The organism is Alloalcanivorax marinus (assembly GCF_016906305.1).
In the GTDB taxonomy this organism is placed as follows: Bacteria; Pseudomonadota; Gammaproteobacteria; order Pseudomonadales; family Alcanivoracaceae; genus Alloalcanivorax; species Alloalcanivorax marinus.
The window spans coordinates 51855-78734 of the sequence record NZ_JADDOL010000018.1; the positions used below are offsets into that span (position 1 = coordinate 51855).

The window sequence follows — 26880 nt, forward strand, 5'->3', positions numbered from 1 at the left end:
ACGTTGAAAGTGACCAGTTAAAAGTTGAAAGGGCGGCGCCCGCGGTTGTTCGAGGTTGAAGTTTGGATAACGAGTCGATTGTCTACGGCTGCATCAAACACCTGCCGTTCGGCGACGAGCGGCAGCGCAAGGCCAGTTGTTTCCACAACCGCCGCGCGGTGCGCGCGCTGCCGGAGGCGGACGAGTCGCCGTTCCTGGGGCAGGACATGTTCGCCTTTTCCGCCGACCCGGGCGGTGGCGGCTACCAGACCCAGGTGATCCACTTCGGCCAGTCCTACCGGGCGGTGGAATACGAGTGGGCCCACTGGATCGCCAAGTTCGAGCGCCTGCTCAAGCAGATGTACTGGGTCAGCGCGGTGGTGCACCTGGACACGGAACTGGCCGGCACCCACACCTTTCACTGGGACTGCGCCGACGATTACCACGAGCCCTCCGACGATCCGCTGCGGGTGCGCTGCGAATGGTCCCGGGAGGGCAATCTTGTTTAGCCGCGAACATGTTTAGAGGTCAGCGATGATCGTTCCCTGGCAGGAGATTCCCGCCGCCACCCTCGACAACCTGATCGAGGAATTCGTGACCCGCGACGGCACCGACTATGGCGAACGGGAAATCGCCACCGCCACCAAGGTGGAGCAGGTGCTCGCCCAACTGAAACGGGGCGACGCGGCGGTGGTGTTCGACGACGCCACCGAAACCGTGTCCATCTTCACCCGCGAGCAGCTCCGCGAAGCGGGCCTGTAAGGCGGTTAATACAACCCCACGATCACAAGCAGATGCACGCTGGCCGCCAGCAGCACCAGCCAGGTGGCGATGATGCCCAGCTTGCGGAAGGTGTTCACCTCGCTGCCCGGCTTGAGCATGCCCCAGGCATGGGCCAGCCGGCCCAGCACCAGCAGCAGCCCGTACAGATGCAGCGCCCAGGCGTTGCCGTTATTGCCTTCCAGCAGCCCGATCAGAATCAGCGCCAGGGGCACGTACTCCACCGCGTTGCCGTGGGCGCGCACCGCCCGGTTGATCAGAACGTCGCCGCCATCACCCAGGGACACGCCCCGGCCGAAGCGGTAGCGCACCACGTTGAAGGCCAGCGCGAGAATCAACAGACCGCACAGAGCGGCGTACAGGGCGGTGATCGGGAACATGGGGCAGCCTCTTGGATTTAAGTTTCAACTTTTAACTTCTTCTTTTTTCTTCTCAGGAATCTTCCCGGATCCAGCGCCTCCAGCAATGGCCCGTCCGCCGGGGGCGGCGCGTCGCTGATGCGGTCGGCCAGGATCTCCGCGCACAGCGGCGTGCCGGTGAGGCCGCGGCTGCCGTGGGCGATGTTCAGCCACAGCCCGGGCAGGGCGGTGGAACCGTCCCCGTCCGGGTCCGGCAGGGGCCCGGTCAGGGGCAGAAAGTCGGTGCTCTGGCAGCGGAAGCCCACCCGCCGTTCGACCACCTGGATGGCGTCGCCGCCCAGTTCCGCCCAGCGGTCCGGCAGGTACTGGCGCAGCTGGGCCAGGTTGGCCCGGTCGTCGTCGTCCCGGGGCGCCGGGTCCCCATCGTGCAGATCGAAGGTGGCGCCCACGCAGTGCAGTCCGTCCAGGGCCGGTGTCAGGTAACCGCCGTGGCAGCGCGCCCGCTCCCAGGCGGCGCTGGCCGCGGTGGCCCGGCAATAGCTGACCTGGCCGCGAATCCGTTTGAGCGGCAGATCGCCCAGTTCGCGGCCCGACACCTCCAGATCGCGGGCGGCGCCGGCGGTGGCGATGACGATGGCATCGGCGGTCCGCTCACTGCCATCGTCGAGCACCGCCACGGCGGGGGTGCCGGGGCGCAGCCCGCCGAGTGTACGGCGCTCCACGGTAATGGCCGGGTGGTCGAGCAGGGCGGCGCACCAGGCCGGCGGGTTCAGGTAGCCACCGCCGCGCAGTTCGGCGCTGTGTTCGCCGGCCACCAGCAGGGTGTCCGGCCAGGCGCCGCTGTCGGCGGCGGCGCGGATCTTGGCGCTCTGCTTGTCGTCCACGTAGTGCTGGACCACGCCGTTCAGAGCGCCCTGGCCGTGGCCCGGGAAGCGGTACCGGCGCAGCCAGCGCAGGGCGTGGCCGTAGCTCAACTGATAGAACCGGTTCTGGGCGGTGAGGTGGGGGCTGGGGGTGCTGTAGACCACGCCGGCCCGGTTGCCGGAGGCGCCCCGGGCGATGCCCGCCGGGTCCAGCACCGTCACCTGCCAGCCCCGTTCCGCCAGGGCCCGGGCGCTGGTGGCGCCGGCCAGCCCGGCCCCGGCCACCAGGGCGGTGCCCCGTCGCAAGGTGGCGGGCCGCCAGGGCGGATCGCCGGCTTCGCTCCGCTCGCCCACCACCATGTGCCGTTTATGGCCGAAGCCGTCGATCCGGCGTACCCGGAAGCCGGCCTCCTGCAGGCCCCGGCGCACGGCGCCGGCGGCGGTGAACGTGGCCAGGGTGGCGCCGGGGCGGCTGTGGGCCGCCAGCGCCCGGAACAGGGCCGGCTGCCACATGTCCGCGTTGCGGGCCGGCGCGAAGCCGTCCAGAAACCAGGCATCCACCCGGGCCGGGCACAGCCGCCACAGCGGCTCCGCCTCGCCCAGCATCAGGGTCAGGCTGACGTTGTCCGCCAGCCACAGGCGGTGGCAGCCCGGCGATGCCGGCGGGTACTGGTCGCGCAAGGCGTCGCACAAGGCCGCCCAGCGGGACTCACCGTCGGGCGCCGGCCAGGCGGCCAGGGCCCGCGCCAGGTCGTCGCCGCCGAGCGGGTGCTTTTCCACCGAGAACAGGTCCAGCCGCGCCCCCGCCGGCGCCCGGGCCAGGAACAGGTCGGCGGCCAGCAGCATGTTCAGGCCGGTGCCGAAGCCGGTCTCGCCGATCACGAACAGGTCGCCATCGGTGAGGGCGGCGAAGCGTTCCGGCAGCCGGTTGCCGTCGAGAAACACATAGTGGCTTTCGGCGCGGCCGTCCTGGCGCGAGAAATAGGGGTCGTCGTAGTCGGTGGCCACCGGCGTGCGGTCCTGCCAGTGCAGGCGCGCGGGGCGGATCGGGGCGAAATCGCCGATGGACATGATGGGGCGGTCTCCTCACACTACGCCGCTCGATGGGGCGGGCCGGCGGTGCCGGGCGCGCCGGGGCGGAGATAGTAGCATGCTGGTAAAAATCTGGGCGGTGATGGCGCCGGTGCTGGCCTGCGCCGGCATCGGTTTTTTCTGGGGCCGCAGCGGCCGGCCCTTCGACATGCGCATGGTCACCGCCCTGGTGACCACCGTGGCCACCCCCTGTCTGATCGTCGCCACCCTGGGCAAGAGCGATCTGGATCTGGCCGCCCTGGCGCGGGTCACCGGCCTGTTCCTGGCGGTGCTCACCGTCACCGGGCTGGTGGCCTGGCTGGCGCTGCGGCTGTCCGGTCGTCCCCTGCGGGTGTTCCTGCCGTCGATGATGTTCCCCAACACCGGCAATATGGGTTTGCCGCTGTCCATGCTGGCGTTCGGCGACCACGGCCTGGCCCTGGGGCTGGCCTGGATGATGCTGACCTCGGTGGTGCAATTTTCCTTCGGCCTGGCCGTGGTCAGCGGCCAGGGCTTGTCCTGGAAGCTGTTCCGGCACCCGATTCTGGTGTCGGTGGTGATCGCCGTGGCCATGGTGCTGTTCCGGGTGCGCCTGCCGGAGTGGCTGTTCAACAGCGTGCAACTGATCGGCGACCTGACCATCCCGCTGATGCTGATTACCCTGGGCGTGTCGCTGTCGCAGTTGCGGGTGCGTCACGCCGGACCCGGCGCCGCTTTCTCGGTGCTGCGGCTGGTGCTGGGGTTCGCCGCCGCCTGGCTGGTTTGCGAACTGGCCGGGGTGGAGGGCGTGCTGCGCGGTGTGATTCTGATCCAGTCCACCATGCCGGTGGCGGTGTTCAACTATCTGCTGGCGCAGACCTACCGTCAGGGCCCGGAGGAAGTGGCCGCCATGGTGGTGTTTTCCACGCTGCTGTCGTTCCTGACACTGCCGCTGCTGCTGGCGGTGGCCTTGCCCTGATAGGCGCGGAATTCCGCCAGCGCCCGCTTGCTCAGCCGCAGTAGCGCGGTGGTGTCCCGGTCCCGGGACGCCGCTTCCAGCCGGATGAAATGCCCCGGCCCGCTGGTCAGCAGCAGCGTCTCGTAGAGCGGCCGGCGGTCCGGCCGGTTGATCAGCCAGGCGCCGCTGGCGGTGACGTGCCCTTCCAGATCGAACAGGCGCTCGCCGACGAAGCGGATCGACTGATCGGCGCTGTTGTAGACCCGGTTGACGCGCTGCTGGCGGAGCTGGCCGTAATGGCCGCTGACGATGCGCGTGTCGCTGAGGTCCTGCCAGCCGCCGGGCAGGCCATAGAGCGTCAGCCGCAGGCGGGTGTCGGCGTTGGCGAACCGCCACTGCCGCCAGCCGTCCTCGCCGGGGCGGCTGACGGTGCCGTCGCCGTCCAGCCCGGCCAGCCGCGCCGGGGCCCGGTAGCCGTCCAGCCGCGCCGGCGGCGCGCTCACCGCCCGGGGCAGGGTGCCGCCGCCACGCAGGTCGGGCAGGCCGCGCGGGGCCGGCGTCTGGCAGCCGGCCAACAGGGCCGGCAGCAGCACGGCCAGCAGCCACGGGATAACGGATTTCGGTCCGGCGTTCGGCAACATGATTCCCCCTGATAATCCAAAAAACCGCGTATGCGGTTCAAGGACCCGGCCATGATAAAGTGCCGGAAAGGCCTTGGCACGCCCCGCCCGGCAGACGGACCCAGGGGGAGACGAGTGGCGGAACGAAAAAAATACCCGGCCATCCTGTTGCTGGTGAGTCTGGTCACCTTGCCCTTTCTGGTGGTGGCGACGCTGGTGTTCCAGCATCGCTGGGACCGGCACTCCCATTATCTGGCCATGGCCGACGACATTCAGCTGTTCCGCACCGGCATGGCGGTTGTCGCGCCCCTGGAACGGGTGCGCGATTTTTCCCCGGTGGTGGCGCGCTCGCCGCTGCCGCCGCTGCAGGAACGCTGGCAGGGCGCCCGCGACCTGACCGAGCTGCGCATGGGCGCCTTTCTGGAAGCACTCGGTGCACGGTCGGTGCCGGGCCTTCAGGACCACGCACGGGCGCTGCGGCGGGACTGGCGGGAATGGCGTCCGCCGCTGGCGCTGGACGGCACCGCCGCCGCCTTTGACAGCGTCGAGCAGGTCAACGAGCGGCTTTACGACACCCTGGCGGCGGTGCTCTACATGGCCGACCTGGCCGCCCGCACCCGCCCGCGCCCCAATGAAGCCCTGTCCCTGACGCTCACCGGCCTGCACGAACTGCGTCGGGAGCTGGGTGTGATCCGGGCGGTGGGCTTGTTTGCCGCCGCCGGCGACGGTCTGCTCGGCGAACAGGATCGCGACCGTCTGACCCGGGCGGTGGCGCGGCTGGGTGAGCGGCTGCTGTTGGTGGAGGGGCAGGTGGGGACCCTGGCCACGCGGGCCGACGACAATGCGCTTCGCGAGCGCTGGCGAAGCCTGCGCGCGGAGCTGGCCGACTACCTGATCTGGGCGGATGAGAATCTGATCCGCACGGTGCCGGTGACGGTGTCCTGGCAGAGGGTGGTGGCGGAAAGCGGCGCCCGCCACGCCGCCCTCAACGGCTTCGACGAAGCGGTGGTGGATCTGGCCGCGCGGCTGGTGGCCCGGGGCCAGGAACGGTCGGACTTCAAGACCGCGTGGATGATGGGCGGCCTGCTGTTGCTGTATCTGGGCGTGCTCACCGCCAGCCTGATGTTCCTGCACCTGGCCGGCCGCGCCATTCGCGGGCGCGCGGAAGTGCGCGCCAAAAGCCAGTTTCTGGCGCGCATGAGCCACGAAATCCGTACCCCGCTCAACGGCGTGCTGGGGCTGGCGGAGCTGCTGCGCGAAACCAATCCCTCGCCCCGCCAGCAGGATTACATCGGCCTGATCGAGAACGCCGGGCGCACCCTCAATACGCTGGTCAACGATGTGCTCGATTACTCCAAGCTGGAAGCCGGCAAGCTGGAACTGGAGATCGACGCCTTCGACCCGGCGGCGGTGGTGATCGACTGCGCGCACATGTTCAGCCTGCCGGCCAGCGACAACGGCGACCTGGTGCTGGTGGACGTGGCCCCGGATCTGCCGGCGGCGGTGCGCGGTGACGCGCCCCGGCTGCGCCAGATTCTTACCAATCTGATTTCCAACGCGGTCAAGTTCACCCGCCACGGCTGGGTGCGGGTGAGTGCCGGCTGCCAGCCCCTGGACGAAGGCCGGGTGATGCTGACCTTCGTCGTGGAGGACAGCGGCCTGGGCATGAGCAAGGAGGAGCAGCACCGCCTGTTTCAGCATTTCAGCCAGGCGTCGGCCTCGGTGGCGCGGCGCTTCGGCGGCACCGGGCTGGGCCTGTCCATCAGTCAGGAACTGGTGCGTCTGATGGGCGGCGACATCCAGCTGCGCAGCGCCCCAGGCCAGGGGGCCCGCTTCCAGTTCAGCCTGCCGATGCCGGTGGAAACGCCGCCGGTGCCGATGGCCGACGCCGGCCGCGAGCCGGCGCTGGTCTGGGATCAGGTCGGTAATCTCAAGGCGCTGCTGGCCGGCGACGCACGCTTTGATCATGTCACCGTGGTCACCGGTCTGGCGGCGGTGCGCGAGGCCCTGGCCAACGCCCCGGTCGCCCATTTGCTGGTGCACGGCGTCACCGACGGAGTGCTGCTGGACCAGGGGCTGGCGCCGGCGCGGCGGCGCAGCGCCGGCTTCCGCCCGGTGCTGCTGTGCGGCATGCGCGAGAGCGGTGAGGTGGTGATGCGCGACGACATCACCCTGGTGCGGCGGGCGGTGCTCACCGTGGCCGAGCTGCAGCAGCTGCTCAGTGACAGCGGTCCCGGGCGGGTGCCGTTGATCGCCCAGCGCGAGCCGGAGGAAGCACGCAGTGGTCTGCGCGTGCTGGTGGCGGAGGACAACCCGGTGAATCAGATGGTGACGCGGGGCTATCTGGAGCGGCTCGGCGTGCCCGGCCCGGTGCTGGGCGACGACGGTCGTCAGGCCCTGGACCGGTTCGCCGAGGGCGGCGGCGCCTACCGGCTGGTGCTGATGGATCTGGATATGCCGGTGATGGACGGCTTCGAAAGCGCCCGCCGGATGCGCGCCCTGGAACGGGAAAACGGCTGGCAGCCGGCGGTGATCCTGGCGCTCAGCGCCCACGTCATGCCCGAGTACGCGCGCCGCATCAAGGAGGTGGACATGGACGGGCAGTTGATCAAGCCGCTGACCCTGAGCGCCATGCAGGCGGCCCTGCATCAATACCTGAGCGGCCCGCCCTAGAGCGGTGGTCGCGCCGCGACCCACCGCCGTATCAAAGTCGGACAGGGATCAGGCGCGCAGGCGCCCCATGCGCAGACGCCGCCAGCCCAGGGTGCCGGCGATTTTCAGCAGCGAACTGAGGCCGCCGGCGTTCTCCAGCGGCGCCTTGCCCCGGGCGATGCGCGCCAGCTGCAGGGTGTACCAGGACACTTCCATCATCGCCGCGTTGTCCACCGCGCGGATGCCGGTGCGGATCGGCGCCACCGGGCTGGTCACGTCCTCGCCGGCCAGCAGCCGGGCGCTCCACGCCGGGTCCACCGCCAGCGGCCGGGCCAGACCGATCAGATCGGTGGCGCCCTCCGCCAGGGCCCGGGCCATGCCGTCCCGGGAGCGGAAGCCGCCGGTCACCATCAGCGGCACGTCCACCCGCTGGCGCACCCGCTCCGCGTACTCGAGAAAGTAGGCCTCCCGGCGCCGGGTGGACTCGCGCACCCCGGCGCCGGCCATGCGCGGCGCCTCATAGGTGCCGCCGGAGATCTCGATCAGATCGATGCCACGGGCGGCCAGGGCTTCCACCACCGCCGAGGACTCGTCCTCATCGAAGCCGCCTTTCTGGAAGTCCGCGGAGTTCAGTTTGATGGACACGGGAAAATCGTCGCCCACCCGGGCGCGCATCTCGTCGTAGACTTCCAGCACGAAGCGCCGGCGGTTCTCCGCGCTGCCGCCGTAGGCGTCCTCGCGGCGGTTGTGGCGCGGCGACAGAAACTGGCTGACCAGATAACCGTGGGCACCATGAATCTGCACGCCGTCGAAGCCGGCCTCCTTCATGATCGCGGCGGTCTCGCCGAAACGCCGCACGATATCGCGGATCTGTTCTTCGCTGAGCGCTTCCGGCGTATGGAAGAAGCGCTTCAGGCCCGGGTCCTCGAAGGGCAGGGCGGACGGCGACACCGAGCGGCGGTTGAGCGCCGCCGGTGCCTGCTTGCCCGGATGGTTGATCTGCACCCAGATGGCGGCGCCGGTTTCCTTGCCGGCCCGGGCCCAGTCGCGCAGACGGGGCAGGTCGCGGCGATCCTCCACCACCACGTTGCAGGGTTCGCCGATGGCGCGCTGGTCCACCATCACGTTGCCGGTGATCAGCAGGCCGGTACCGCCCCGGGCCCAGGTGCGGTAAAGACGGGGCAGACGTGGCGTCACCCGGTTGCCCGGGGTGCCCAGGGTTTCGCTCATGGCCGATTTGGCGAGACGATTCTTGAGCGTGGCGCCGCAGGGCAGGGTCAGGGGTTGGTCCAGGGTCACGGTCATGGTGGTCCTCATGGCGGTGGCGCGAAGAACGTAGGGATCATCAAGGTGGCGATACTGTCGATCGCGATACTTTTGATCGCGATACTGTCGATCGCGATAGTGTGCCCCGACTGGCGCGGTCCGTGCGGGCCAATCGCGCCGTGTTGCGCGGCCCCACCGGCGTGCGGATAATCGCGCCCATGCTGGAAACCTACCTGGATGAACTGAACGCCGGTCTGGCCCCGCTGCTGGGCGAGCACGCCGCGCCGGTCATGACGCTGAGCCGCGAACGGCTGCTCGACAAGCCCCATGGTGACCTGCCGCGCTGGCGCGCCGCCGTGGACGCCTTGCCCGCCGGCCCGGCGCCCTGCCACCTGGACCGCGACACCCTCACCGTGGGCGCCCCCGGCGACGCCGACCCGGAAGCCCTGCGCCGCGCCCTGGAAGGCCTGATGCCCTGGCGCAAGGGGCCCTTTGAGTTCTTCGGCCTGCCCGTCGATACCGAGTGGCGCTCCGATTGGAAATGGCGGCGGGTGGCGCCGCACCTGTCCGACCTGCGTGGCCGCCGGGTGCTGGACGTGGGCTGTGGCAGCGGCTACCACGGCTGGCGCATGCTCGGCGCCGGCGCCGATACCGTCCTGGGCATCGACCCCACGCCGTTGTTCCTGATGCAGTATCTGGCGGTGCGCCGCTACGCGCCGGCGGCGCCGTTCTGGTTCGCGCCTCTGCGCATGGAGGAACTGCCCGCCGATTCCCGGGCGTTCGATACGGTGTTCTCCATGGGCGTGCTCTACCACCGCCGGTCGCCCCTGGACCATCTGATGGAACTGGCCGGCGCCCTGCGTCCCGGCGGGGAGCTGGTGCTGGAAACCCTGGTGGTGGAGGGCGACGGCCATACCGTGCTGATGCCGGAAAGCCGCTATGCGGCCATGCGCAATGTGTTCTTCCTGCCCAGCGCCGCGCACCTGGCGGTGTGGCTGCGGCGGTGCGGCTTCGAGGCGGTGCGCTGCGTGGACGAGGGCGTGACCACCACCGACGAGCAGCGCGCCACCGAGTGGATGCGGTTCCAGTCGCTGCCCGACTTTCTCGATCCGCACGATCCCACCCGCACCCGGGAAGGCCACCCGGCGCCCCGCCGGGCGGTGCTGATCGCCCGCAGGCCCTAGTCCGCGCGGGCGGTGGGGGCGCCCGGCAGCAGCGACGCCTCCAGCAGATGGTCGATCAGACGCAGCCGGGTGGGTTCATCCAGCCGCCGCAGAGCCGGCGACAGGGCGCGCACCAGAATGCCCTCGCCGTGGCGGCTGAGCGTTTCCACCAACTGGCAGAACTGGCGCGGCGGGTCCTGTTTCTCCAGCGGGTCGGGACTGTCCCCTTTGCGTGGCGGTGGGTGGGCGACGGACGCTTGCGGCGCCGGCCGTTGCCGAAGGCGCAGAGCCCGGCGTGACAGCACCGGGTCCGGACCGTCCTCCTCCGCGGCCAGCAGACACAGGGTGTCCATCACCAGCTCGCGGATCGGTTCGTGGTGGCCGGGCTCGGCGCTGTCGGTGTCGGCCACATGCACCGCCATGGTGGTGGACAATTGCAGCACCCGTTCCGGCAAGGTGAAGCGGGTGTGTTCGAACCAGTCCCTCAGGCGGTGGGCCAGACCCACCGCCCCTTCCACTGAAGTGCCCGGCAGGCACAGCACCAGATAGCCGCGCTGCCAGGTCACCAGGGCGTCTTCCTGGCGCACCCGTTGTTCCATGGCGCGGGCCAGCTGCCGTTGCAGGGCACGCAGCTGGTCGCCGCCCAGTTCCCGACCCAGGGCGGTCAGGTCCTTGAGCTGAATCGCCAGCAGAGATAATGGCAGTCGATAGCGCTGGCACAGGGACACCAACGGTGTCAGCGGGTTAAGACTTTGACTTTGTACGCGGGTGGTGTCCGTCCCGGAGGTCATACTGTGATCCCGTGTCGAAGTTATTATTCGCTCCTGCGTTGCACGGGCCATCCCTGGCAGTATGTGACACGCATCATAGTAAGTGTTTTGCTAAGCAATACTTCCCATCCGTACCAACGGTTACATTAATACCCGGTTCGGTTACGAATCGGTTATCGGGGCCGCCATTGATGACCACCGTTCTGCTGACCGCCTTGCTGACCGCCGCCATCACCGTGGCGGTGCTGGCGCTGTGGGCGCATTATTTTTTACTCCCCACCCTGCGTCGCCGGCTGCGCGCCGACCTGGAGGAAGAGGCCCGCAACGCCGCGGACCTGATCGCCGCCCGGGTGGAGGAGGCCGTCAAACGCGGCATCAACGACGGCGTGCGCAATCTGCCGACCCGGGAAATGATCGAGGAAACCAGCCGCAGCCTGGCGCGCACCAGCACCGAAATGGTGGGCGAGCGGCTGAGCAGGTTCTTTGCCAAGAAAGGGGATCGCGACTGAAGCGGAGGGCCGCCCCGTCGCTGCTACGCAACCATGCATCTCGCGGCGGGAGGGGCGGGGCGGTCCCCCGCTTCAGTCGCGATGTCCGCGCTCCCGGTGCAGCAAGCGCCCGATGATCAGGGCGAGCCCGAAACTGATCATCGCCAGCGAGGCATAGTCATGGGCCAGGGCGCGCCAGGTGTCCTGCCACTGGCCCAGGGCGCGCAGCAGCGCCACCAGCATCAGGCCCAGCCCGGTCACCAGAAAGGCCAGATCCAATCGCCGGGAATGGCGGATGTCCCGGCGCAGGGCGCGCACTTCCTCGAGGATGTCTTCCTGCAGCAGTTGCTGGCGGGCCACCTGGGCGGCCAGTTCGCCCAGGTGATCGGGCAGACCGGACAGCTTTTCCAGCCACACCGGGTCTTCCCGGCGCAGTACCGCCAGCAGTTCCTTCAGACGTACATGGTCGTCGAGCCAGTTGCGCGCCAGCGGCCAGAGGCTGAATTCGCTGACCATGCGCTGCAGCTTTTCCAGGGTGTCGGCGGGGCCGGTGATGCGCAGGGATTCTTCCGCGTCGCCGCTGTTGGGCGCCAGCAGCCAGTGCAGCATGGCGCCCAGCGGGCCGCGCACGCGCACGTCCACCGGGCCTTCGTAGTCGTCGTGCAGTTCCACGCCGTCCTCGTAGATCAGCACATAGAGCACCCACATGGGATGCTCGCCGCGCACCCGCACCGCCGTGCCGTGCAGGGCGGCGAGCTGCTCACGGCCCCGGGGGTCGCCGGTGAGCGCCTGGTTGAGCAGGGTTTCCAGTGCCCCGTACATAAACAGCCCGGGCAACGAGGACGGCGAGGTCATGGGTGGCGAAATCCTTCTGTGCGGTAAGGCGAATCCTGCCCGGGAGTATGACGAAGGGGGCGCCGGTTGCCAAAAGTTACGCGACGCCGCTTAAGAGGCTCAGTCCGACTATCTATACTGAGCGGCCACATAACATTGGCTGTTTTGACCGCCTCCCGCGCCCGTGGGAACTGTTCCCGGTGGCGTTTGCGGGCTAGGCTTGTCCAACCTCCGGGCCCGGCCCGGCGACCCGTGCGTCATCCTGGGAGGGGCTGTTCACCCACATGCTGGATTCGTTGTTTTCCCATCCGGACCTCTGGAAATACGTCAGTATGCCGTTTATCGCCGGCGCGGTGGGCTGGGCCACCAACTGGGCGGCGGTGCAGATGACGTTCTATCCATTGGAGTTCATCGGCATCCGTCCGGTGTTCGGCTGGCAGGGCATCATCCCCTCCAAGGTGGAGAAAATGGCCGCCATCGTGGTGGACAAGACACTGCAGAAGCTGGGCAGTCTGGACGAGTTCTTCCGCGAAATGGAGCCGGAGAAGATCGCCGCCCACCTGACCAAGAGCGTGCAGGCGCGCATCGAGGAATACGTGGACGAGGTGATGACCGAGCGCAACGCGGTGCTCTGGGAAAACCTGCCCCTGGCGGTGCGCCGGCGGGTCTACGCCCGGGCCCGCCGGGCCATCCCCGCGGTGATGGACAATGTGGTCGACGACATCAGCCGCAACCTGGAAGACCTGGTGGACATGAAGCACATGATCGTCGAGCGCATGCGCTCGGACAAGGCGCTCATGGTGCAGATGTTCCAGGAGGTGGGCGAGCCGGAATTCCGCTTCGTCACCAACTCCGGCTTCTATTTCGGCTTCCTGTTCGGCCTGATCCAGATCCCGGTGTTCATTTTCATGCCCAGCAACTGGATCCTGCCGCTGTTCGGTTTCATCGTCGGCATCGCCACCAACTGGCTGGCCCTGAACGTGATCTTCCGACCGCTCAATCCGGTGCGGGTGGGCCCGTTCCGGGTACAGGGGCTGTTCCTCAAGCGCCAGCGCGACGTGGCCGAGTCGTTTGCCCGGCTCACCACCGAGGAGCTGGTGACCCTGCGCAACATCATGTACCAGGTGATCAACGGCCCCCGCGGCGACCGCACCAAGGCGCTCATCAAGCGGCACCTGAAACCGCTGCTCAACGGCGGCTTCGTGCGCACCGCCGCCCAGCTCACGGTGGGTCCCGGCGGCTATGCCGACCTCAAGCGCGCGGTGGAGGACAAGGCGGTGGATCTGGCGGTGGAGCCGTTCGAGGACGACCGCTTCAACCGCGAGCGCAGCGCCATCATCGAGCGGCTCATGCGTGACCGCATGCAGGCGCTCAGTTCCGACGATTTCCAGGACCTGCTGCGCCCGGCCTTCCAGGAAGACGAATGGATTCTGATTCTGGTGGGCGGCTTCCTGGGCGCTCTGGCCGGCCTGGCGCAGCTGATCTTCGTGTTCGGGGTGGTCTGAGCATGGCGACCCTGACCTCCTCGACGCTGGCCTGGCTGCTGATCGGCTGCGCGCTGTTGTCGTCGCTGGTGACCCTGGTGGTGGTGGGGCTGGCGGTGAAGTTCTGGCTGGGCCCGAAACTGGAGCGGCACATCGACAGCCGCTTCGAAGCCGGCGCCGACCGGCTGACCGAACGCTTCGTGGCGGTGCTGACCGGCAAATCCCGCGATCTGATCCGCGATCGGGCCCGGGACCTGGCCCGTCTGGTGGGCGGCCGCCGCGCCCGCGATGAGGACGAACCGCCGCCGGAATAACCCCGCCGCCGCCAGGGGAATTGTCCGACAGACGATTGGCGGGCTCCGTCCTGTTTGCCCTATACTCGCCGCCTGCGTCGAGCGACGCCTGCGTTGAGCGAGGAGAACAGGACCATGTCCGATCGCGACGATCACGACGACGATCATATCCCCCGGGACGAGCGCGGCCGTCCCCTGCGTGCCCTCAGCGGCGCCACCCGTGACCTGCGCAAGTACACCCATCAGATCTGGCTGGCCGGCCTGGGCGCCTACGCCCGCGCCGAGGAAGAGGGCAGTGGCTTCTTCGATGCCCTGGTGGAAGCCGGCCGCGAGGTGGAGCGGCGGGCCAAGGAAAAGACCCCGCGGGTCGAGGACATCAAGGAACGGGTGCGCCACCATACCGGCGAGACCATCGACCGCATGGAAAAAGCCTTCGACGACCGGCTGGGCAAGGCCCTGTCGCGCCTGGGCATCCCCAATAAGCGCGAGGTGGATTCCCTGCGCCAGCGCGTGCAGGACCTGACCAACGCCCTGGATCAGATGGACCGGGCCCGCGCCGACCACGACGCGGACCCGGACCTGGATCCGGACGACGACCTGCCCGGCACCCGCTGAGGCAGCCCACCCGCTCGGCGCCCCGTCCGGGGGCGCCGACGGTTGAAAAGGCGGTTATCCGCCCCTTTCTGACATCCTGTCCACAAAATTATCCACAGATCGGTCCGTGGCCCACTGTTTTCGCTGCCTTGTCGTGGGGCCCGTCGGCTCCCCTGAATCACCGCCCGACACGGACCGTGCCCGATTTCGTGAAGACGCCGTGACGCCTTTTCACTATTGACAAGCGCAAGGCGGCCCGTATTTGTGCACAGCGTGTGTGCGGTTGGGAAAGAAGGTAACAACGGACCGCCGGACGTCAATACCTGCCGACAAATATTCTTTAACTCTTTGTTTTATAATGATTTTCTTATTTTGGTCAAAAAAACGTCAAACTGGGGCGGGGGCCTGAATGTGGCCGCTCGAGCGACTTTTCCGCGTTTTTCCCACAAGGTTATCCACAGTATTTGTGGAAAACCCGGTCCGATCCGGAGGGACGGTTTTCACGCGGGGGAGGGGCAATGAAAAAATGGGTCAAAAATACCGCAGAACGTGGCGTGCCTGATGAACGCCGCCACCGGCGCGGTCTTCCAGGGGTTATCCACAAGACTGCCCACAGCATCTGTGCATAACCCCCGGGCGGGTCAGAGGGCGTGCACCGCGTCCAGCACTTCCTCGGCGTGGCCCTTGACCTTGACCTTGCGCCACACGTCGCGCACCACGCCCTGCTCGTCGATCAGGAAGGTGCTGCGCTCGATGCCCTCGAACTCCTTGCCGTACATCTTCTTGAGCTTGATCACGTCGAACAGCTGGCAGACGGTTTCGTCCTCGTCGCTGATCAGCTCGAACGGGAAGTCCTGCTTGGCCTTGAAGTTCTCATGGCGGCGCAGGGAGTCCTTGGACACACCGAAGATCTCGCAGCCGGCCTCCTGGAAGTTCGGGTAAAGGTCACGGAAGTTCTGGCCCTCGGTGGTGCAGCCCGGGGTGCTGTCCTTCGGATAGAAATACAGCACCACCTTGCGGCCCTTCAGGGCGGACAGGGTGACGGTGGTGTCGCTGGTGGCCGGGGCGGTGAAATCCGGCGCCGGCTGGCCTTCTTTGATGCTCATGGACGATCCTTGGCTTGTATCGTGAATGGGCGGATTGCGAAGGGGGCAGCTTACCGGCCCGGCGGATGCACCGGTAGAGGTTCCCTTGCCCCCGGCGCCGGTTGTACCATAGCGCCCTTTGCACGAAGAGAGATAACGGCATGATTCGCGGTAGCATCGTGGCCCTGGTCACCCCCATGCGCGAGGACGGTTCCGTCGATTGGGAACGTCTGCGCGACCTGGTGAACTGGCATGTGGAACAAGGCACCCATGGAATCGTGGCGGTGGGCACCACCGGCGAATCCGCCACCCTGGGTTTCGAGGAACACGACAGTGTCATTCGCGAAGTGGTGGCGGTGGCGGACAAGCGCATTCCGGTGATCGCCGGCACCGGCGCCAACAGCACCGAGGAAGCGATCCGCCTGACCCGCGACGCCAAGCGGGACGGCGCCGACGCCTGCCTGCTGGTCACGCCGTACTACAACAAGCCGCCGCAGGAAGGCCTCTATCAGCACTATCTGAAGGTGGCCCGGGCGGTGGACATCCCGCAGATTCTCTACAACGTGCCCGGCCGCACCGCCTGCGACCTGCTGCCCGAGACCGTGGAGCGGCTCGCCAAAGTGCCGAACATCGTCGGCATCAAGGAAGCCACCGGCAACCTGGAACGCGCCCGGGAAATCCGCGAGCGCTGCGGCGACGACTTCCTGATCTATTCCGGCGATGACGCCACCGCCCTGGAACTGATGCTGGGTGGCGGCGACGGCGACATTTCCGTGACCGCCAACGTGGCCCCGGCGAAGATGGCGGCCATGTGCCAGGCGGCCCTGGACGGCGACGCCGACCGCGCCCGCGAACTGAATGCGGAACTCGAGCCCCTGCATCGTGATCTGTTCATAGAACCCAGCCCCATTCCGACCAAATGGGCGCTCTATGAAATGGGCCTGATCGACAACGGCATCCGGCTGCCGCTGGTGCCGCTGTCCAAGGCCGCCCAGCCGCGTCTGCGCGAGACGCTGCGCGGCTGCGGACTCCTGGAGGGATGATGCATCGCAGTATTGCAGTAACCGCCGCGGCGCTGGCTCTGGCCGGCTGCGGCCTGCTTCCGGACAACAGTCTTCATTATCGCGACGCCAAGGTCATCGAACCGATGACCGTGCCCGGCGATCTGGTGTTCATCGGTGACGAACCGCTCTATGCGGTGCCGCGGGTGGACGATCGCATCGTCGGCAAGCGCGACGGCGAAGACGGCTTCAAGGCACCCCGTCCGCCGCAGCTGGTGGCCGCCGCCCCCGGCGACGACGCCGAGGACGACGATGCCGCCGCGCCGGCGCCGCCGCCGGGCCAGCAGGGCCAGGCGATTCTCGGCAAGGACGGCAGCGGCTATCCGATCATCATGATGCCCACCAGCTTTGCCTGGGCCTGGGAAAAAGTGAGCCAGGCGCTCACCCAGACCGACCTGCGCGTCACCGACCGCAACCGCGACCAGGGCGTGTTTTTCTTGACCACGCCGGAGCGCTACCAGATGCAGCCGCCCCAGGCCCAGCTCAAGCTGAGCCACACCACCAACGGCATTCAGGTGGCGGTGCTCAATGGCGAGGGCACGGCGCTGGCCGACAAAGCCCCCGGTCTGGCGATTCTGGAAAGCGTGCACCGCGAACTCTGAACCACGACGGCGGGAGGGTAGGGCAGTTGCGACTGGCGTCCCTGGGCAGTGGCAGTAAAGGCAATGGCACCCTGGTGCGCGCCGGCGACACCCTGGTGCTGGTGGACTGCGGCTTTACCCTGCGCGAGACGGTGCGCCGCCTGGCCCTGTTCGGCCTGGCCCCGGACGATCTGGCGGCGGTGTTGATCACCCATGAGCACGGCGATCACGTGCGCGGCGCCGGCGCCCTGGCCCGCAAATACGGCGTGCCCCTGTACAGCACCTTCGGCACCGCCCGGGCGGTGACCGGCAAGCCCGCCGGGTTTCAGAACACGCTGTGGCGGGAGGTGCGGCCGGGCCGGGCCTTCGAGGTGGCGGACCTGACCGTGACCCCGGTGACCGTGCCCCACGATGCCCGCGAGCCCTGTCAGTACCGTTTCAGCTGGCGCGACCGGGAGCTGGGCGTGCTCACCGACCTGGGCTCGCTGACGCCCCATGTGGTGGAGTGTTACCGGGAATGCGACGCCCTGGTGCTGGAATGCAACCACGACCCGGAACTGCTCGCCAGCGGCCCCTATCCGAGTTCGCTGAAGCGCCGGGTGGGGGGCAATTACGGGCATCTCAGCAATGAGCAGGCGGCCACCCTGCTGGGCCACTGCAACGTGGACCGCCTGCAGCATCTCGTGCTTTCGCACCTGAGCGAGCAGAATAACACCCCGGAACACGCCCTGGCCCGGATCCACCAGGCGGTGGTCCATGGCCAGGAGCGGATCCGGGTGGCCGGCCAGAACCACGGTTTCGACTGGCTCGACATTCACTGAACCCAGACCCATCAACACAGGTTATTTCATGGAAAAGCGCGACGAACTCTATGCCGGCAAGGCCAAGTCCGTATTCACCACCGACGATCCGGACAAGCTGGTGATCGTCTTCCGCGACGACACCTCCGCCTTCGACGGCAAGAAGAAGCAGGCGCTGGACCGCAAGGGCGCGGTCAACAACCAGTTCAACGCCGCCATCATGGAAAAGCTGCAGGCCGCCGGCGTGCCCACCCATTTCGAGAAGCTGCTCTCCAACAATGAGTGCCTGGTCAAGCGCCTGGAGATGATCCCGGTGGAATGCGTGGTGCGCAACGTGGCCGCCGGGTCCATCGTGCGCCGCCTGGGCGTGGAAGAGGGCAAGGAACTGAACCCGCCCACCTTCGAGATGTTCCTGAAGAGCGACGCCCTCGGCGACCCGATGATCAACGAGTACCACGTGCGCAGCTTCGGCTGGGCCACCGACGAGCAGATCGAGACCATGAAGGCGCTCACCTTCAAGGTCAACGACGTGCTCAAGAAGCTGTTCCTGGACGGCAACATGCTGCTGGTGGACTACAAGCTGGAGTTCGGCCTGTTCCACGGGGAGGTGGTGCTGGGCGACGAATTCTCCCCGGACGGCTGCCGCCTGTGGGACAAGGACACCCGCGAAAAAATGGACAAGGACCGCTTCCGCCAGGACCTGGGTAACGTGATCGAAGCCTACGAGGAAGTGGGCCACCGCCTGGGCATGACCTTCCAATACTGACCTTTCTTTCCTGACCCGGGGCTGGTCAGGACGGCGCTTTTCCGGGAGGCTTGGGGAAAACAACAACCCCGGCCGACCGGAGAGCCGCCATGTTGCGTATCCGCACCCACAACCAGATCGCCCTGCGCGGCCTGGAACGCTTCCCCCGTGACCGCTTCGAAATCGCCAGTGATCTGTCCGACCCGGACGCCATCCTGCTGCGCAGCCACCCGCTCGGCGCCGATGCCCTGCCGGCCACGGTGCGCGCGGTGGCCCGCGCCGGCGCCGGCGTCAACAACATCGATGTGGCCCACTGCAGCGAGCGCGGTATTCCGGTGTTCAATACGCCGGGCGCCAACGCCAACGCGGTCAAGGAGCTGGTGCTGGCGGGGCTGCTGCTGTCCGCCCGCCACCTGCGCGCCGGCCTGGACTGGGTGGACGCTCTGGAAGCGGCGGACGAGGCCGATCTGCACCGCCAGGTGGAGGCCGGCAAGAAGCAATTCCAGGGCCGCGAACTGAGCGGCCGCACCCTGGGGGTGATCGGGCTGGGCGCGATCGGCTCGCGGGTGGCGCGCATCGCCCTGCACCTGGGCATGCGGGTGATCGGCTACGACCCGGCGCTCAGCGTCGACGCCGCCTGGCGCCTGCCCAGCCAGGTCTCACCGATGGTCAGCCTGGAGGCGCTGCTGGCGCGGGCCGACTTCGTCACCCTGCACCTGCCGCTGCTGGACGCCACCCGCGACCTGATCGGCGCCCAGCAGCTGGCGGTGATGAAGCCGGACGCGGTGCTGCTCAACTTCGCCCGCCAGGGCATCGTCGACGACGGCGCGGTGGCCGCCGCCCTGGAGGCCGAGGCCCTGGGGGCCTTCGTCACCGATTTTCCCAGCCTGGCCCTGGCCGGCGCCCGGGGCGTGCTGACGCTGCCGCACCTGGGGGCCAGCACCGGAGAATCCGAGGAGAACTGCGCCATGATGGCCGCCGACGCCCTGGTGGATTTCCTCGAAAACGGCAATATCCGCCACTCCGTGAATTTCCCCGAACTGGTGCTGGAGCCCGGCCCCGGCGCGCGGCTGGCGGTGACCAACCGCAACGTGCCGCGCATGCTCGGCCCGGTGCTCTCGGAACTGGCGGAAGCCAACCTCAACGTGCTCGATATGCTGAATAAAAGCCGCGATCAACTGGCCTACAACCTGCTGGACCTGGCGGAGGCCCCGGACCCGGCGGTGCTGGCGCGCATCGGCCGTCTGGAAGGGGTGATCAACGTGCGCCTGGTGCACGGCCCCCGGGAACCGGGCCGAGAGCGCGGCGGGGAGCCATAAAGGCATCGTGACAGTGCATAAATCGCTTGACGGCGCGGAGTTTTGCACAGCGAACGGGCATCGGTGACCCCGTCATGAACAAGTCAACGTAAGCGCTTGATTTTTCCGGGACTGATTTATAACTCTTTGATTTTAATGACGTTTAACATAATGGATATTTTTTCGTCATTTTGGGGCCGGCGCCGCCGGAATGGGCCCCGGGCCGATTTCCTGACAGAAAGTTCACAGACTTATCCACAGATTCTGTGGGTAACTTGCCGGCCACCTTGCCCGTCCCGTTGTAGGCCATGGCTGACCATGGCTGTACGCCTTCGACCCGGAGTCACTCAGACCTGGAGACCGAGCGCGTTCATCAGACCTCGCATCAGCGCCGCCACCCCCGCCAGCGTCACAACGCTGGTGGCCCAGATCAGCACCAGCCAGCCCAGGCGACGGAGCCAGGGCGGGCGGCGTGGGCCGGAGTCGTGATCGTCGTTCATCCGTGGTAACCGCTGTCGCCGGGGCGCACCTTGCCGCGGAACACATAGTAGGCGAAGGCGGTGTAGGCGAGGATGACGGGAATAATGAACAGCGCCCCCACCAGGGCGAAGCCCAGGCTCTGTGGCGGCGCCGCCGCCTGCCACAGGTCGATGTCCGGCGGCAGGATATGCGGCCAGCCGCTGATTGCCAGGCCGGCGTAGCCCAGCCCCATCAGAAACAGGGTCAACAGAAACGGCGCCACCTGTCGGCCGTGGCGCAGGGCGCGCAACAACGCCACCATGCTGGCCGCCACCAGTAACGGGACCGGTGAAAACCAGAGCAGGTTGGGAAAACGGAACCAGCGCTCGGCGATGGCCGGGTCGCGCAGCGGCGTCCACAGGCTGACCGTCACGATGGCGGCCAGCAGCGCCCAGGCCAGTGGCCGGGCCAGGGTGACCATGCGTGCCTGCAGGGCGCCCTCGGTTTTCATGATCAGCCAGGTACTGCCCAGCAGGGCATAAGCGCACACCAGGGCCGCGCCGGTGAACAGCGGGAAGGGCGCGAACCAATCCAGGGGGCCGCCGGTGTAGGCGCCGTCGCGCACCGGCAGGCCGCTAATATAGGCGCCCAGCACCACGCCCTGAAAAAAGGTGGCGGTGAAGGAGCCGCCGATAAACGCCTTGTCCCAGATATGACGCTCGCGCTCGCGGGCCTTGAAGCGAAACTCGAAGGCGATGCCGCGAAAGATCAGTCCCAGCAGCATCAGCATGAGCGGGATATACAGGGCGGTCAGCACCACCGAATAGACCAGCGGAAACGCCGCCAGCAGACCGGCGCCGCCGAGCACCAGCCAGGTCTCGTTGCCGTCCCACACCGGCGCCACCGTGTTCATGGCCACGTCGCGGTGATGCTTGTCGGGCATGAAGGGGTAGAGGATGCCGATGCCCAGATCGAAACCGTCCATCAGCACATACATCATCACGCCGAAGCCGATGATCAGGGCCCACAGCAGGGGTAGATCGATGCCCATGGTTCACACCCTCCCGTCATCGTCGAAGGTCTCGCGCACCGCCGACAGCGGGCGCATGGCGTGGCGCTGGTGACCGGGGCCGCCGTCGCCTTCCTCGCGGCCCTCGTCGTTGACCGGGCCCTTGCGCACCAGCCGCAGCATGTAGGCCACGCCGGCTCCGAATACGAACAGATAGACCACCACGAACAGCCCCAAGGACAGAGCCAGCGTACCGGTGGCGTGGGGCGATACCGCCTCCGAGGTGCGCATCAGACCGTAAACCACCCAGGGCTGGCGGCCGATCTCGGTGGTGTACCAGCCGGCCAGGATCGCCACCAGGCCGGCGGGCCCCATGGCCAGCGCGAAGCGCAGCAACCCGCGTGACCGGTACAGGCGCCCGCGCCAGCGCTGCAGCAGACTGAGCGCGCCGAGCAGTAGCATCAGCAGGCCCAGGCCGACCATCACCCGGAACGACCAGAACACCACGGTGGCGTTGGGCCGGTCCCGGGCGGGGAATTCCTTAAGCCCGGGGATGGTGCCGTCCCAGCTGTGGGTAAGAATCAGACTGCCCAGGCGTGGCACGCCCACCGCCAGGTGAGTGGTCTCCTCCGCCATGTCCGGCCAGCCGAACAGCAGCAGCTGCAAGCCTTCGCCCGGGGCGGTCTCGCCGCCCCAGTGCCCCTCCATGGCGGCCACCTTGGCGGGCTGGTGTTTCAGGGTATTGAGTCCGTGCAGGTCGCCGATCAGCACCTGCACCGGCGCTACCACCACCATCATCCACATGGCCATGGAGAACATGGTGCGGATGGCCGGCTGATCGCGACCGCGCAGCAGATGCCAGGCCGCGGAGGCGCCCACGAACAGGGCGGTGGCCAGGAACGCCGCCACCGACATATGCGCCAGTCGATAGGGAAAGGAAGGATTGAAGATCACCGCCAGCCAGTCGGTGGGCACTACCCGACCGTCGATGATCTCGAAGCCCTGGGGTGTTTGCATCCAGCTGTTGGAAGCCAGGATCCAGAATGTGGAGATCAGGGTGCCCACCGCCACCACCACGGTGGAGAAGAAGTGCAGCCCCGGGCCCACCCGGTTCCAGCCGAACAGCATCACGCCGAGAAAACCGGCCTCCAGAAAGAAGGCGGTGAGCACTTCATAGGCGAGCAGCGGTCCGGTGACGCCGCCGGCGAATTCGGAAAAGAAGCTCCAATTGGTGCCGAACTGGTAGGCCATGACCAGGCCGGACACCACGCCCATGCCGAAATTGACCGCGAAGATCTTGGACCAGAAGTGGTAGAGGTCCCGGTAAAGGGTCCGGCGGGTGTACAGCCAGAGACCCTCCAGCACCACCAGATAGCTGGCCAGTCCGATGGTGATGGCCGGGAAAATGATGTGAAAGGAAATGGTGAACCCGAACTGGATACGGGCCAGATCGAGCGCGAGCGACTCCGCCATCCGTTGCCTCCTTTGCGGGCCGGCCAAATGCCGGTCGGCGATGCATCCATTCTAGAAAGGCGTTTCCGTGGTTACGCCTGGACATGATGTCCTTGGACCGATTGTCCAGGCGGTGGGTGCGGCCAGGGTGGGTCAGTGGGCGCCGTGTTTCAACGACGAATCATCGGCAGCGGATTCCACGGATGGGTGCACAGCCGGCGGGCGGCCAGGCCGAGAAGCAGGCCGTGGAAGCCGGCGTTGGGGAAGCGGTGATTGATCTCGCGGATGCGCTGGCGCGGCACCCCGAAGCGCACCAGTCCCAGGGACAGGTCGATCCAGTCGGCGCGCCGGAAGGCCTCCACCAGGCTGTTCGGTGATTCGCCGGTGCCGGTGAGCTTGTGGTGCTGGACGATCATGGCGTGGATTTCGTCGGCCCAGTCGGTCAGGCCGAGCTCGCTGAGATGGTGGCAGGCGAGGCGGGCGGAGGGGCCCAGATAGTCGAAGGTGCCGGCCAGCCAGATGCCGGCATCATGGAAGAACCCGGCCAGCTCCACCTTGCGCAGGTCGTCGCCCTCCAGGGGGCGTTGCGCCGCCACCAGATTGATGACCCGGTACACATGGTTCCGATAGGGGGTCTGGTCCCGCCCGAAGCGCTCCGCGTAATGATCGAACAGGGCGTCCAGTTCCGCCCGTTCCGTGATCAACCTTTTCATGACTGCCCTTGGCGGCCAGGCCGCCCGACTGCGTTCCTTGTTTCCGCAATTAACCATGCCGGACCGGCCTTGTCATGGTTCGCCGTGCATTTTTGCCAATGCTTTTACGGGTACGGGGAGGCGTTTGGTTGTATAGTCCGACAATATCAGGGGATTGTAGGACAAACCATGACGTTCAAGGCCCGGGAGAGTCTTTCCGAGCAGATTGCCGGCCATCTGGCCGGCCAGATCATCCGCGGTGAAATGTTGGCTGGGGACCGTATCCAGGAACTGCGCGTGGCCGGCGAGCTGGAAGTCAGCCGTGGCTCGGTGCGTGAGGCGCTGCTGATCCTGGAGCGCCGGCATCTGATCGACATCCTGCCGCGCCGGGGGGCGGTGGTGCGGGACCTGTCCGAGGCCCAGGTACGCGGCCTCTATGAACTGGTGCAGGTGCTGCTGGGGCTGGTGATCCGCAAGGCCATCAAGAACGTGCGCGAGGAAGACCTGGACCCGATCATCGCGCTCATCCACGAGCTGCAGTTGGCCGCCTCGGACCGGGACCTGGACCGCTTCTTTGAACTCAGCTTCCGGTTCCTGGAGCACGCCTACCCGTTCGCCCGCAACGCCTTCGTGGAGGACGTGCTCGCCGACCTGCACCCGGCCCTGCAGCGCACCTATTTCATGGCCCTGCACCTGGACGGCGACGAAATGAAGGAGTGCCTGTCCTTCTTCAAGGCGCTGGTGGAGACCATCTTCCGCCGCGATGTGCGCTCCGCCCTGGAGATCATCCGTGAGTTCGCCGAGCGCCAATCGGCGCTGGTTCAGGAGTCCATCACCCGGGCCCGGCAGATCGAAGCGGCCTGGCGGGGGCGCCGTAAGCGTTAAGGCGGCGATAGGGGCTTGCCAGCGGCGTCCGGTCTGCCTAGAATTGCGCCCCTCTGCAGAACCGTAGCTCAGTTGGTTAGAGCGCTGCCTTGACATGGCAGAGGTCGGCGGTTCGAATCCGCCCGGTTCTACCAGTTTTCGCGCCATCCTCTTTCGCCGCCCCCGTGACCCCCGGGTTTACGGGGGCGGTGCCGTGACCTAGAATGGGCGGCTATTCCCGAGGATGACGTATGCCCTGAGCGGCGCGCCCGAGGCGCCCGCCCGGCATAGTTCGAATAACCAACCGGAGGTTCACGACATTAAGCGTGGAGGCAAAGGCCGCGAGCAGCGCGCCAGAATCAATCAGCAAATCCAGGCGAACGAGGTTCGGCTGATCGACGTCGATGGCGAGCAGATCGGCATCGTCACCGTCGAGGAAGCCCTCGAGAAGGCCAATGGCAAACAGCTGGATCTGGTGGAGATCTCGCCCGACGCGGAACCGCCGGTATGCCGGATCATGGATTACGGCAAGCATCTGTTCGAACAGAAGCAGAAGGCCAAGGAGTCCCGCAAGAAGACGCGGCAGACTCAGCTGAAAGAGATTAAATTCCGTCCCGGCACCGACTCCGGCGACTATGAGGTGAAACTGCGTAACCTCAAGCGCTTCCTGGAGGCCGGCGACAAGACCAAGGTAACCGTGCGGTTCCGCGGTCGCGAGATGGCTCACCAGGAGCTGGGTCGCGATCTGCTGGAGCGCGTGGAAGCGGATTTGGCGGACTACGGGTCCGTCGAACAACGCCCGAACATGGAAGGGCGCCAGATGATCATGGTGCTCAGCCCGGGCAGCAAGAAGAAGAAATAACCGGTTCGCCGGTTGTCGCTTCTTATTTATGAACCGAAACACACGAACTTGAGATAGGTACCATGCCAAAGATCAAGACAAACCGCGGGGCCGCAAAGCGTTTCAAGAAAACCGCCTCCGGTTTCAAGCGTAAGCAGGCATTCAAAAACCATATCCTGACGAAGAAATCGTCCAAGACGATTCGCCATCTGCGTCCCAAGACCCAGGTTCACGAGAGTGACGTGGCTCTGGTCAAACGCATGATGCCCTACGTCTAAACACCGGTTTTTGGAGATCTGAACAATGGCTCGAGTCAAGCGTGGTGTGCAGGCGCGTCGCCGGCACAAGAAAATTCTCAAGCAAGCAAAAGGTTACTACGGTGCCCGCAGCCGCGTATTCCGCGTGGCGGTGCAGGCGGTCATCAAGGCCGGCCAGTACGCCTACCGTGACCGTAAGGTACGCAAGCGTCAGTTCCGTCGTCTGTGGATCGTGCGCATCAATGCCGCGGCCCGCATCAACGGCCTGTCCTACAGCCGTATGATCGACGGCCTGAAAAAGGCGTCCATCGAGATCGACCGTAAAGTGCTGGCGGACCTGGCGGTTCGCGATCAGGTGGCCTTTGGCGCTTTGGCGGAAAAAGCCAAAGCGAGTCTCGCCGCCTGAGCACACTGTCGGTCCGTCCGTAACAAGACGACAGTACTCTGAAACGGGGGAAGAGCTCGCGCTCTTCCCCCGTTTTTCGTTGGGAAGCCCCGGCCGGGGGCCGGCGGCTTCCGGCGTATCAACAGCACGGGAACGGGTAAATCGTATGATGGAGAACCTGGATAGCCTGGTGGACGCGGCGCTGGCCGAAGTGGCCGGCGCGGCGGACGCCCGCGCCCTGGACGAGGTGCGGGTCCGCTACCTGGGCAAGAAAGGCGAGATCAGTGCGCTGCTGAAAAGCCTGGGGGGCCTGAGCGCCGAGGACCGGCCCAAGGCCGGGGCGCTGATCAACGAAGGCAAGCAGCGCGTGCAGGCCGCCCTGGACGAGCGCCGCGAGGCCCTGGAGCAGGCCGCCCTGGACCAGCAGCTCAGCGCCGAGTCCCTGGACGTGACCCTGCCCGGTCGCGGCGAGCCGCCCGGCGCCCTGCACCCGGTGACGCGCATGCGCCGACGCATGGAGGACTTCTTCCTGCGGCTGGGCTTCGACATCGCCGAGGGCCCGGAGGTGGAAGACGACTTCCACAACTTCGAGGCGCTCAATATCCCCGCCCACCACCCGGCGCGGGCCATGCACGACACCTTCTATTTCGGGGATGGCCGCCTGCTGCGCACCCACACCTCGCCGGTGCAGGTGCGGGTGATGCAGAAAGGCCAGCCGCCGTTCCGCATCATCGCCCCGGGCCGCGTGTACCGGTGCGACTCGGACCTGACCCATACGCCCATGTTCCACCAGGTGGAAGGGCTGCTGGTGGACGAGAACATCACCTTCGCCGATCTGAAGGGCACCGTGGCCGCCTTCCTGCAGTACATCTTCGAGGTGGACGATCTGCCGGTGCGCTTCCGGCCCAGCTATTTCCCGTTCACCGAGCCCAGCGCGGAAGTGGACGTGGGCTGCGTGCACTGCGGCGGCGAAGGCTGCCGGGTGTGCTCGCACAGTGGCTGGATCGAGATCATGGGCTGCGGCATGGTCCATCCCAGGGTGCTGGAGCACGGCGGCGTGGACCCGTCCCGCTACAGCGGCTTCGCCTTCGGCATGGGCATCGAGCGACTCACCATGCTGCGCTACGGCGTCAACGATCTGCGCCTGTTCTTCGAGAACGACGCGCGCTTCCTGTCGCAATTCGCCTGAAATAGGGAT

General features: G+C 67.0%; 30 protein-coding genes and 1 tRNA gene. 20 read left to right on the plus strand and 11 right to left on the minus strand.

What is annotated here, in order from left to right; all coding sequences use genetic code 11:
- Positions 1-62: 62 nt before the first annotated feature.
- Positions 63-488: a hypothetical protein gene (locus IM760_RS14400; RefSeq protein WP_204430597.1), complete on the plus strand. Its 426-nt coding sequence runs from the start codon at positions 63-65 to the stop codon at positions 486-488.
- 25 nt (positions 489-513) lie between these two features.
- A complete protein-coding gene (locus IM760_RS14405) occupies positions 514-741 on the plus strand; it encodes a YheU family protein (protein ID WP_204430602.1) in 228 nt (75 codons plus the stop codon).
- Between the two features lie 5 nt (positions 742-746).
- On the opposite strand, the gene IM760_RS14410 is transcribed toward IM760_RS14405, so the two are convergent.
- Positions 747-1139, minus strand: a complete 393-nt coding sequence (locus tag IM760_RS14410) for an MAPEG family protein (protein WP_204430612.1) — start codon at positions 1137-1139, stop codon at positions 747-749.
- A 17-nt stretch (positions 1140-1156) separates the two neighbouring features.
- Positions 1157-3052, minus strand: a complete 1896-nt coding sequence (gene mnmC, locus IM760_RS14415) for a bifunctional tRNA (5-methylaminomethyl-2-thiouridine)(34)-methyltransferase MnmC2/FAD-dependent 5-carboxymethylaminomethyl-2-thiouridine(34) oxidoreductase MnmC1 (protein ID WP_204430621.1) — start codon at positions 3050-3052, stop codon at positions 1157-1159.
- Positions 3053-3131: 79 nt separating this feature from the next.
- Here mnmC and IM760_RS14420 point away from each other — a divergent pair, with 79 nt between their 5' ends.
- Complete coding sequence (locus IM760_RS14420) at positions 3132-4010, plus strand: AEC family transporter (protein ID WP_204430625.1); 879 nt, start codon at positions 3132-3134, stop codon at positions 4008-4010.
- Here the strand turns inward: IM760_RS14420 and IM760_RS14425 are convergent.
- A complete protein-coding gene (locus IM760_RS14425; RefSeq protein ID WP_204430628.1) occupies positions 3917-4630 on the minus strand; it encodes a hypothetical protein in 714 nt (237 codons plus the stop codon). The two genes, IM760_RS14420 and IM760_RS14425, sit on opposite strands and share 94 nt — an antisense overlap.
- Positions 4631-4744: 114 nt before the next feature.
- Here IM760_RS14425 and IM760_RS19100 point away from each other — a divergent pair, with 114 nt between their 5' ends.
- Complete coding sequence (locus IM760_RS19100) at positions 4745-7282, plus strand: ATP-binding protein (protein ID WP_204430635.1); 2538 nt, start codon at positions 4745-4747, stop codon at positions 7280-7282.
- A 48-nt stretch (positions 7283-7330) separates the two neighbouring features.
- Here IM760_RS19100 and IM760_RS14435 read toward each other — a convergent pair whose 3' ends face one another.
- Entirely contained in the window at positions 7331-8566 is a 1236-nt protein-coding gene (locus IM760_RS14435) for an NADH:flavin oxidoreductase/NADH oxidase family protein (RefSeq protein WP_204430637.1), read from the minus strand.
- 179 nt (positions 8567-8745) lie between these two features.
- On the opposite strand from IM760_RS14435, the gene cmoB reads away from it, so the two are divergent.
- Positions 8746-9711, plus strand: coding sequence for a tRNA 5-methoxyuridine(34)/uridine 5-oxyacetic acid(34) synthase CmoB (cmoB, locus tag IM760_RS14440; RefSeq protein ID WP_204430641.1), 966 nt, complete (start codon positions 8746-8748; stop codon positions 9709-9711).
- On the opposite strand, the gene IM760_RS14445 is transcribed toward cmoB, so the two are convergent.
- Entirely contained in the window at positions 9708-10481 is a 774-nt protein-coding gene (locus tag IM760_RS14445) for a diguanylate cyclase domain-containing protein (RefSeq protein WP_204430648.1), read from the minus strand. The genes cmoB and IM760_RS14445 overlap by 4 nt on opposite strands.
- Positions 10482-10651: 170 nt before the next feature.
- Here IM760_RS14445 and IM760_RS14450 point away from each other — a divergent pair, with 170 nt between their 5' ends.
- A complete protein-coding gene (locus IM760_RS14450; protein ID WP_204430650.1) occupies positions 10652-10969 on the plus strand; it encodes a hypothetical protein in 318 nt (105 codons plus the stop codon).
- 72 nt (positions 10970-11041) lie between these two features.
- On the opposite strand, the gene IM760_RS14455 is transcribed toward IM760_RS14450, so the two are convergent.
- Complete coding sequence (locus IM760_RS14455; RefSeq protein ID WP_204430652.1) at positions 11042-11803, minus strand: SCP2 sterol-binding domain-containing protein; 762 nt, start codon at positions 11801-11803, stop codon at positions 11042-11044.
- A 263-nt stretch (positions 11804-12066) separates the two neighbouring features.
- On the opposite strand from IM760_RS14455, the gene IM760_RS14460 reads away from it, so the two are divergent.
- From IM760_RS14460 to IM760_RS14470, 3 genes are all read left to right on the plus strand, one after another.
- Positions 12067-13287 (plus strand): DUF445 domain-containing protein, encoded by a 1221-nt coding sequence (locus tag IM760_RS14460; protein ID WP_204430654.1) that lies wholly within the window; start codon positions 12067-12069, stop codon positions 13285-13287.
- Positions 13288-13289: 2 nt separating this feature from the next.
- The gene (locus IM760_RS14465; RefSeq protein ID WP_204430656.1) at positions 13290-13580 is read left to right on the plus strand and encodes a hypothetical protein; all 291 of its coding nucleotides are present in this window, start codon (positions 13290-13292) and stop codon (positions 13578-13580) included.
- Between the two features lie 114 nt (positions 13581-13694).
- Complete coding sequence (locus tag IM760_RS14470; protein ID WP_204430658.1) at positions 13695-14174, plus strand: phasin family protein; 480 nt, start codon at positions 13695-13697, stop codon at positions 14172-14174.
- Between the two features lie 620 nt (positions 14175-14794).
- Here the strand turns inward: IM760_RS14470 and bcp are convergent.
- Positions 14795-15259, minus strand: a complete 465-nt coding sequence (gene bcp, locus IM760_RS14475) for a thioredoxin-dependent thiol peroxidase (RefSeq protein WP_204430660.1) — start codon at positions 15257-15259, stop codon at positions 14795-14797.
- Between the two features lie 140 nt (positions 15260-15399).
- Here bcp and dapA point away from each other — a divergent pair, with 140 nt between their 5' ends.
- From dapA to IM760_RS14500, 5 genes are all read left to right on the plus strand, one after another.
- The gene (gene dapA, locus IM760_RS14480) at positions 15400-16281 is read left to right on the plus strand and encodes a 4-hydroxy-tetrahydrodipicolinate synthase (RefSeq protein ID WP_204430662.1); all 882 of its coding nucleotides are present in this window, start codon (positions 15400-15402) and stop codon (positions 16279-16281) included.
- Positions 16281-16901, plus strand: coding sequence for an outer membrane protein assembly factor BamC (bamC, locus tag IM760_RS14485; protein ID WP_204430664.1), 621 nt, complete (start codon positions 16281-16283; stop codon positions 16899-16901). The genes dapA and bamC overlap by 1 nt, the downstream gene beginning before the upstream one ends.
- 26 nt (positions 16902-16927) lie before the next feature.
- Complete coding sequence (locus tag IM760_RS14490) at positions 16928-17701, plus strand: MBL fold metallo-hydrolase (protein ID WP_204430666.1); 774 nt, start codon at positions 16928-16930, stop codon at positions 17699-17701.
- 28 nt (positions 17702-17729) lie between these two features.
- Positions 17730-18446 (plus strand): phosphoribosylaminoimidazolesuccinocarboxamide synthase, encoded by a 717-nt coding sequence (gene purC, locus IM760_RS14495; protein ID WP_204430668.1) that lies wholly within the window; start codon positions 17730-17732, stop codon positions 18444-18446.
- 89 nt (positions 18447-18535) lie between these two features.
- On the plus strand, positions 18536-19744 hold the full coding sequence (locus IM760_RS14500; protein WP_204430670.1) for a 3-phosphoglycerate dehydrogenase family protein: 1209 nt from the start codon (positions 18536-18538) through the stop codon (positions 19742-19744).
- A 326-nt stretch (positions 19745-20070) separates the two neighbouring features.
- Here IM760_RS14500 and IM760_RS14505 read toward each other — a convergent pair whose 3' ends face one another.
- The 4 genes from IM760_RS14505 to IM760_RS14520 all read right to left on the minus strand — a co-directional run bounded on the left by IM760_RS14505 (position 20071) and on the right by IM760_RS14520 (position 23356).
- A complete protein-coding gene (locus IM760_RS14505) occupies positions 20071-20223 on the minus strand; it encodes a DUF2474 domain-containing protein (RefSeq protein WP_204430672.1) in 153 nt (50 codons plus the stop codon).
- Positions 20220-21233: a cytochrome d ubiquinol oxidase subunit II gene (cydB, locus tag IM760_RS14510; RefSeq protein ID WP_204430674.1), complete on the minus strand. Its 1014-nt coding sequence runs from the start codon at positions 21231-21233 to the stop codon at positions 20220-20222. The genes IM760_RS14505 and cydB overlap by 4 nt, the downstream gene beginning before the upstream one ends.
- Positions 21234-21236: 3 nt before the next feature.
- Entirely contained in the window at positions 21237-22664 is a 1428-nt protein-coding gene (locus IM760_RS14515) for a cytochrome ubiquinol oxidase subunit I (RefSeq protein WP_204430676.1), read from the minus strand.
- Positions 22665-22813: 149 nt separating this feature from the next.
- Positions 22814-23356 carry a hypothetical protein gene (locus IM760_RS14520; protein WP_204430678.1) on the minus strand — a complete coding sequence of 181 codons (543 nt, stop codon included), beginning with the start codon at positions 23354-23356 and terminating at the stop codon, positions 22814-22816.
- Positions 23357-23524: 168 nt separating this feature from the next.
- Between IM760_RS14520 and IM760_RS14525 the strand changes: the two genes are divergently transcribed.
- From IM760_RS14525 to pheS, 6 genes are all read left to right on the plus strand, one after another.
- Positions 23525-24220, plus strand: coding sequence for a GntR family transcriptional regulator (locus tag IM760_RS14525; RefSeq protein WP_204430680.1), 696 nt, complete (start codon positions 23525-23527; stop codon positions 24218-24220).
- 57 nt (positions 24221-24277) lie between these two features.
- Positions 24278-24354, plus strand: a tRNA-Val gene (locus IM760_RS14530).
- An 89-nt stretch (positions 24355-24443) separates the two neighbouring features.
- Entirely contained in the window at positions 24444-25061 is a 618-nt protein-coding gene (gene infC, locus IM760_RS14535; RefSeq protein WP_204430682.1) for a translation initiation factor IF-3, read from the plus strand.
- A gap of 62 nt (positions 25062-25123) precedes the next feature.
- Positions 25124-25318, plus strand: coding sequence for a 50S ribosomal protein L35 (gene rpmI / locus IM760_RS14540; protein ID WP_138771166.1), 195 nt, complete (start codon positions 25124-25126; stop codon positions 25316-25318).
- 25 nt (positions 25319-25343) lie between these two features.
- The gene (gene rplT / locus IM760_RS14545) at positions 25344-25703 is read left to right on the plus strand and encodes a 50S ribosomal protein L20 (protein ID WP_138771167.1); all 360 of its coding nucleotides are present in this window, start codon (positions 25344-25346) and stop codon (positions 25701-25703) included.
- 148 nt (positions 25704-25851) lie between these two features.
- Positions 25852-26871, plus strand: coding sequence for a phenylalanine--tRNA ligase subunit alpha (gene pheS, locus IM760_RS14550; RefSeq protein ID WP_204430696.1), 1020 nt, complete (start codon positions 25852-25854; stop codon positions 26869-26871).
- Positions 26872-26880 lie beyond the last annotated feature (9 nt).

What these genes read in the sequence shown, in the direction of transcription:
- IM760_RS14405 (WP_204430602.1), top strand. Translation starts at nt 514, where the DNA reads ATGATCGTTCCCTGGCAGGAGATTCCCGCCGCCACCCTCGACAACCTG.
- IM760_RS14410 (WP_204430612.1), bottom strand. Translation starts at nt 1,139, where the DNA reads ATGTTCCCGATCACCGCCCTGTACGCCGCTCTGTGCGGTCTGTTGATT.
- mnmC (WP_204430621.1), bottom strand. Translation starts at nt 3,052, where the DNA reads ATGTCCATCGGCGATTTCGCCCCGATCCGCCCCGCGCGCCTGCACTGG.
- IM760_RS14420 (WP_204430625.1), top strand. Translation starts at nt 3,132, where the DNA reads ATGCTGGTAAAAATCTGGGCGGTGATGGCGCCGGTGCTGGCCTGCGCC.
- IM760_RS14425 (WP_204430628.1), bottom strand. Translation starts at nt 4,630, where the DNA reads ATGTTGCCGAACGCCGGACCGAAATCCGTTATCCCGTGGCTGCTGGCC.
- IM760_RS14435 (WP_204430637.1), bottom strand. Translation starts at nt 8,566, where the DNA reads ATGACCGTGACCCTGGACCAACCCCTGACCCTGCCCTGCGGCGCCACG.
- cmoB (WP_204430641.1), top strand. Translation starts at nt 8,746, where the DNA reads ATGCTGGAAACCTACCTGGATGAACTGAACGCCGGTCTGGCCCCGCTG.
- IM760_RS14445 (WP_204430648.1), bottom strand. Translation starts at nt 10,481, where the DNA reads ATGACCTCCGGGACGGACACCACCCGCGTACAAAGTCAAAGTCTTAAC.
- IM760_RS14450 (WP_204430650.1), top strand. Translation starts at nt 10,652, where the DNA reads ATGACCACCGTTCTGCTGACCGCCTTGCTGACCGCCGCCATCACCGTG.
- IM760_RS14455 (WP_204430652.1), bottom strand. Translation starts at nt 11,803, where the DNA reads ATGACCTCGCCGTCCTCGTTGCCCGGGCTGTTTATGTACGGGGCACTG.
- IM760_RS14460 (WP_204430654.1), top strand. Translation starts at nt 12,067, where the DNA reads ATGCTGGATTCGTTGTTTTCCCATCCGGACCTCTGGAAATACGTCAGT.
- IM760_RS14465 (WP_204430656.1), top strand. Translation starts at nt 13,290, where the DNA reads ATGGCGACCCTGACCTCCTCGACGCTGGCCTGGCTGCTGATCGGCTGC.
- IM760_RS14470 (WP_204430658.1), top strand. Translation starts at nt 13,695, where the DNA reads ATGTCCGATCGCGACGATCACGACGACGATCATATCCCCCGGGACGAG.
- bcp (WP_204430660.1), bottom strand. Translation starts at nt 15,259, where the DNA reads ATGAGCATCAAAGAAGGCCAGCCGGCGCCGGATTTCACCGCCCCGGCC.
- dapA (WP_204430662.1), top strand. Translation starts at nt 15,400, where the DNA reads ATGATTCGCGGTAGCATCGTGGCCCTGGTCACCCCCATGCGCGAGGAC.
- bamC (WP_204430664.1), top strand. Translation starts at nt 16,281, where the DNA reads ATGCATCGCAGTATTGCAGTAACCGCCGCGGCGCTGGCTCTGGCCGGC.
- purC (WP_204430668.1), top strand. Translation starts at nt 17,730, where the DNA reads ATGGAAAAGCGCGACGAACTCTATGCCGGCAAGGCCAAGTCCGTATTC.
- IM760_RS14500 (WP_204430670.1), top strand. Translation starts at nt 18,536, where the DNA reads ATGTTGCGTATCCGCACCCACAACCAGATCGCCCTGCGCGGCCTGGAA.
- IM760_RS14505 (WP_204430672.1), bottom strand. Translation starts at nt 20,223, where the DNA reads ATGAACGACGATCACGACTCCGGCCCACGCCGCCCGCCCTGGCTCCGT.
- cydB (WP_204430674.1), bottom strand. Translation starts at nt 21,233, where the DNA reads ATGGGCATCGATCTACCCCTGCTGTGGGCCCTGATCATCGGCTTCGGC.
- IM760_RS14515 (WP_204430676.1), bottom strand. Translation starts at nt 22,664, where the DNA reads ATGGCGGAGTCGCTCGCGCTCGATCTGGCCCGTATCCAGTTCGGGTTC.
- IM760_RS14520 (WP_204430678.1), bottom strand. Translation starts at nt 23,356, where the DNA reads ATGAAAAGGTTGATCACGGAACGGGCGGAACTGGACGCCCTGTTCGAT.
- IM760_RS14525 (WP_204430680.1), top strand. Translation starts at nt 23,525, where the DNA reads ATGACGTTCAAGGCCCGGGAGAGTCTTTCCGAGCAGATTGCCGGCCAT.
- infC (WP_204430682.1), top strand. Translation starts at nt 24,444, where the DNA reads ATGACGTATGCCCTGAGCGGCGCGCCCGAGGCGCCCGCCCGGCATAGT.
- rpmI (WP_138771166.1), top strand. Translation starts at nt 25,124, where the DNA reads ATGCCAAAGATCAAGACAAACCGCGGGGCCGCAAAGCGTTTCAAGAAA.
- rplT (WP_138771167.1), top strand. Translation starts at nt 25,344, where the DNA reads ATGGCTCGAGTCAAGCGTGGTGTGCAGGCGCGTCGCCGGCACAAGAAA.
- pheS (WP_204430696.1), top strand. Translation starts at nt 25,852, where the DNA reads ATGGAGAACCTGGATAGCCTGGTGGACGCGGCGCTGGCCGAAGTGGCC.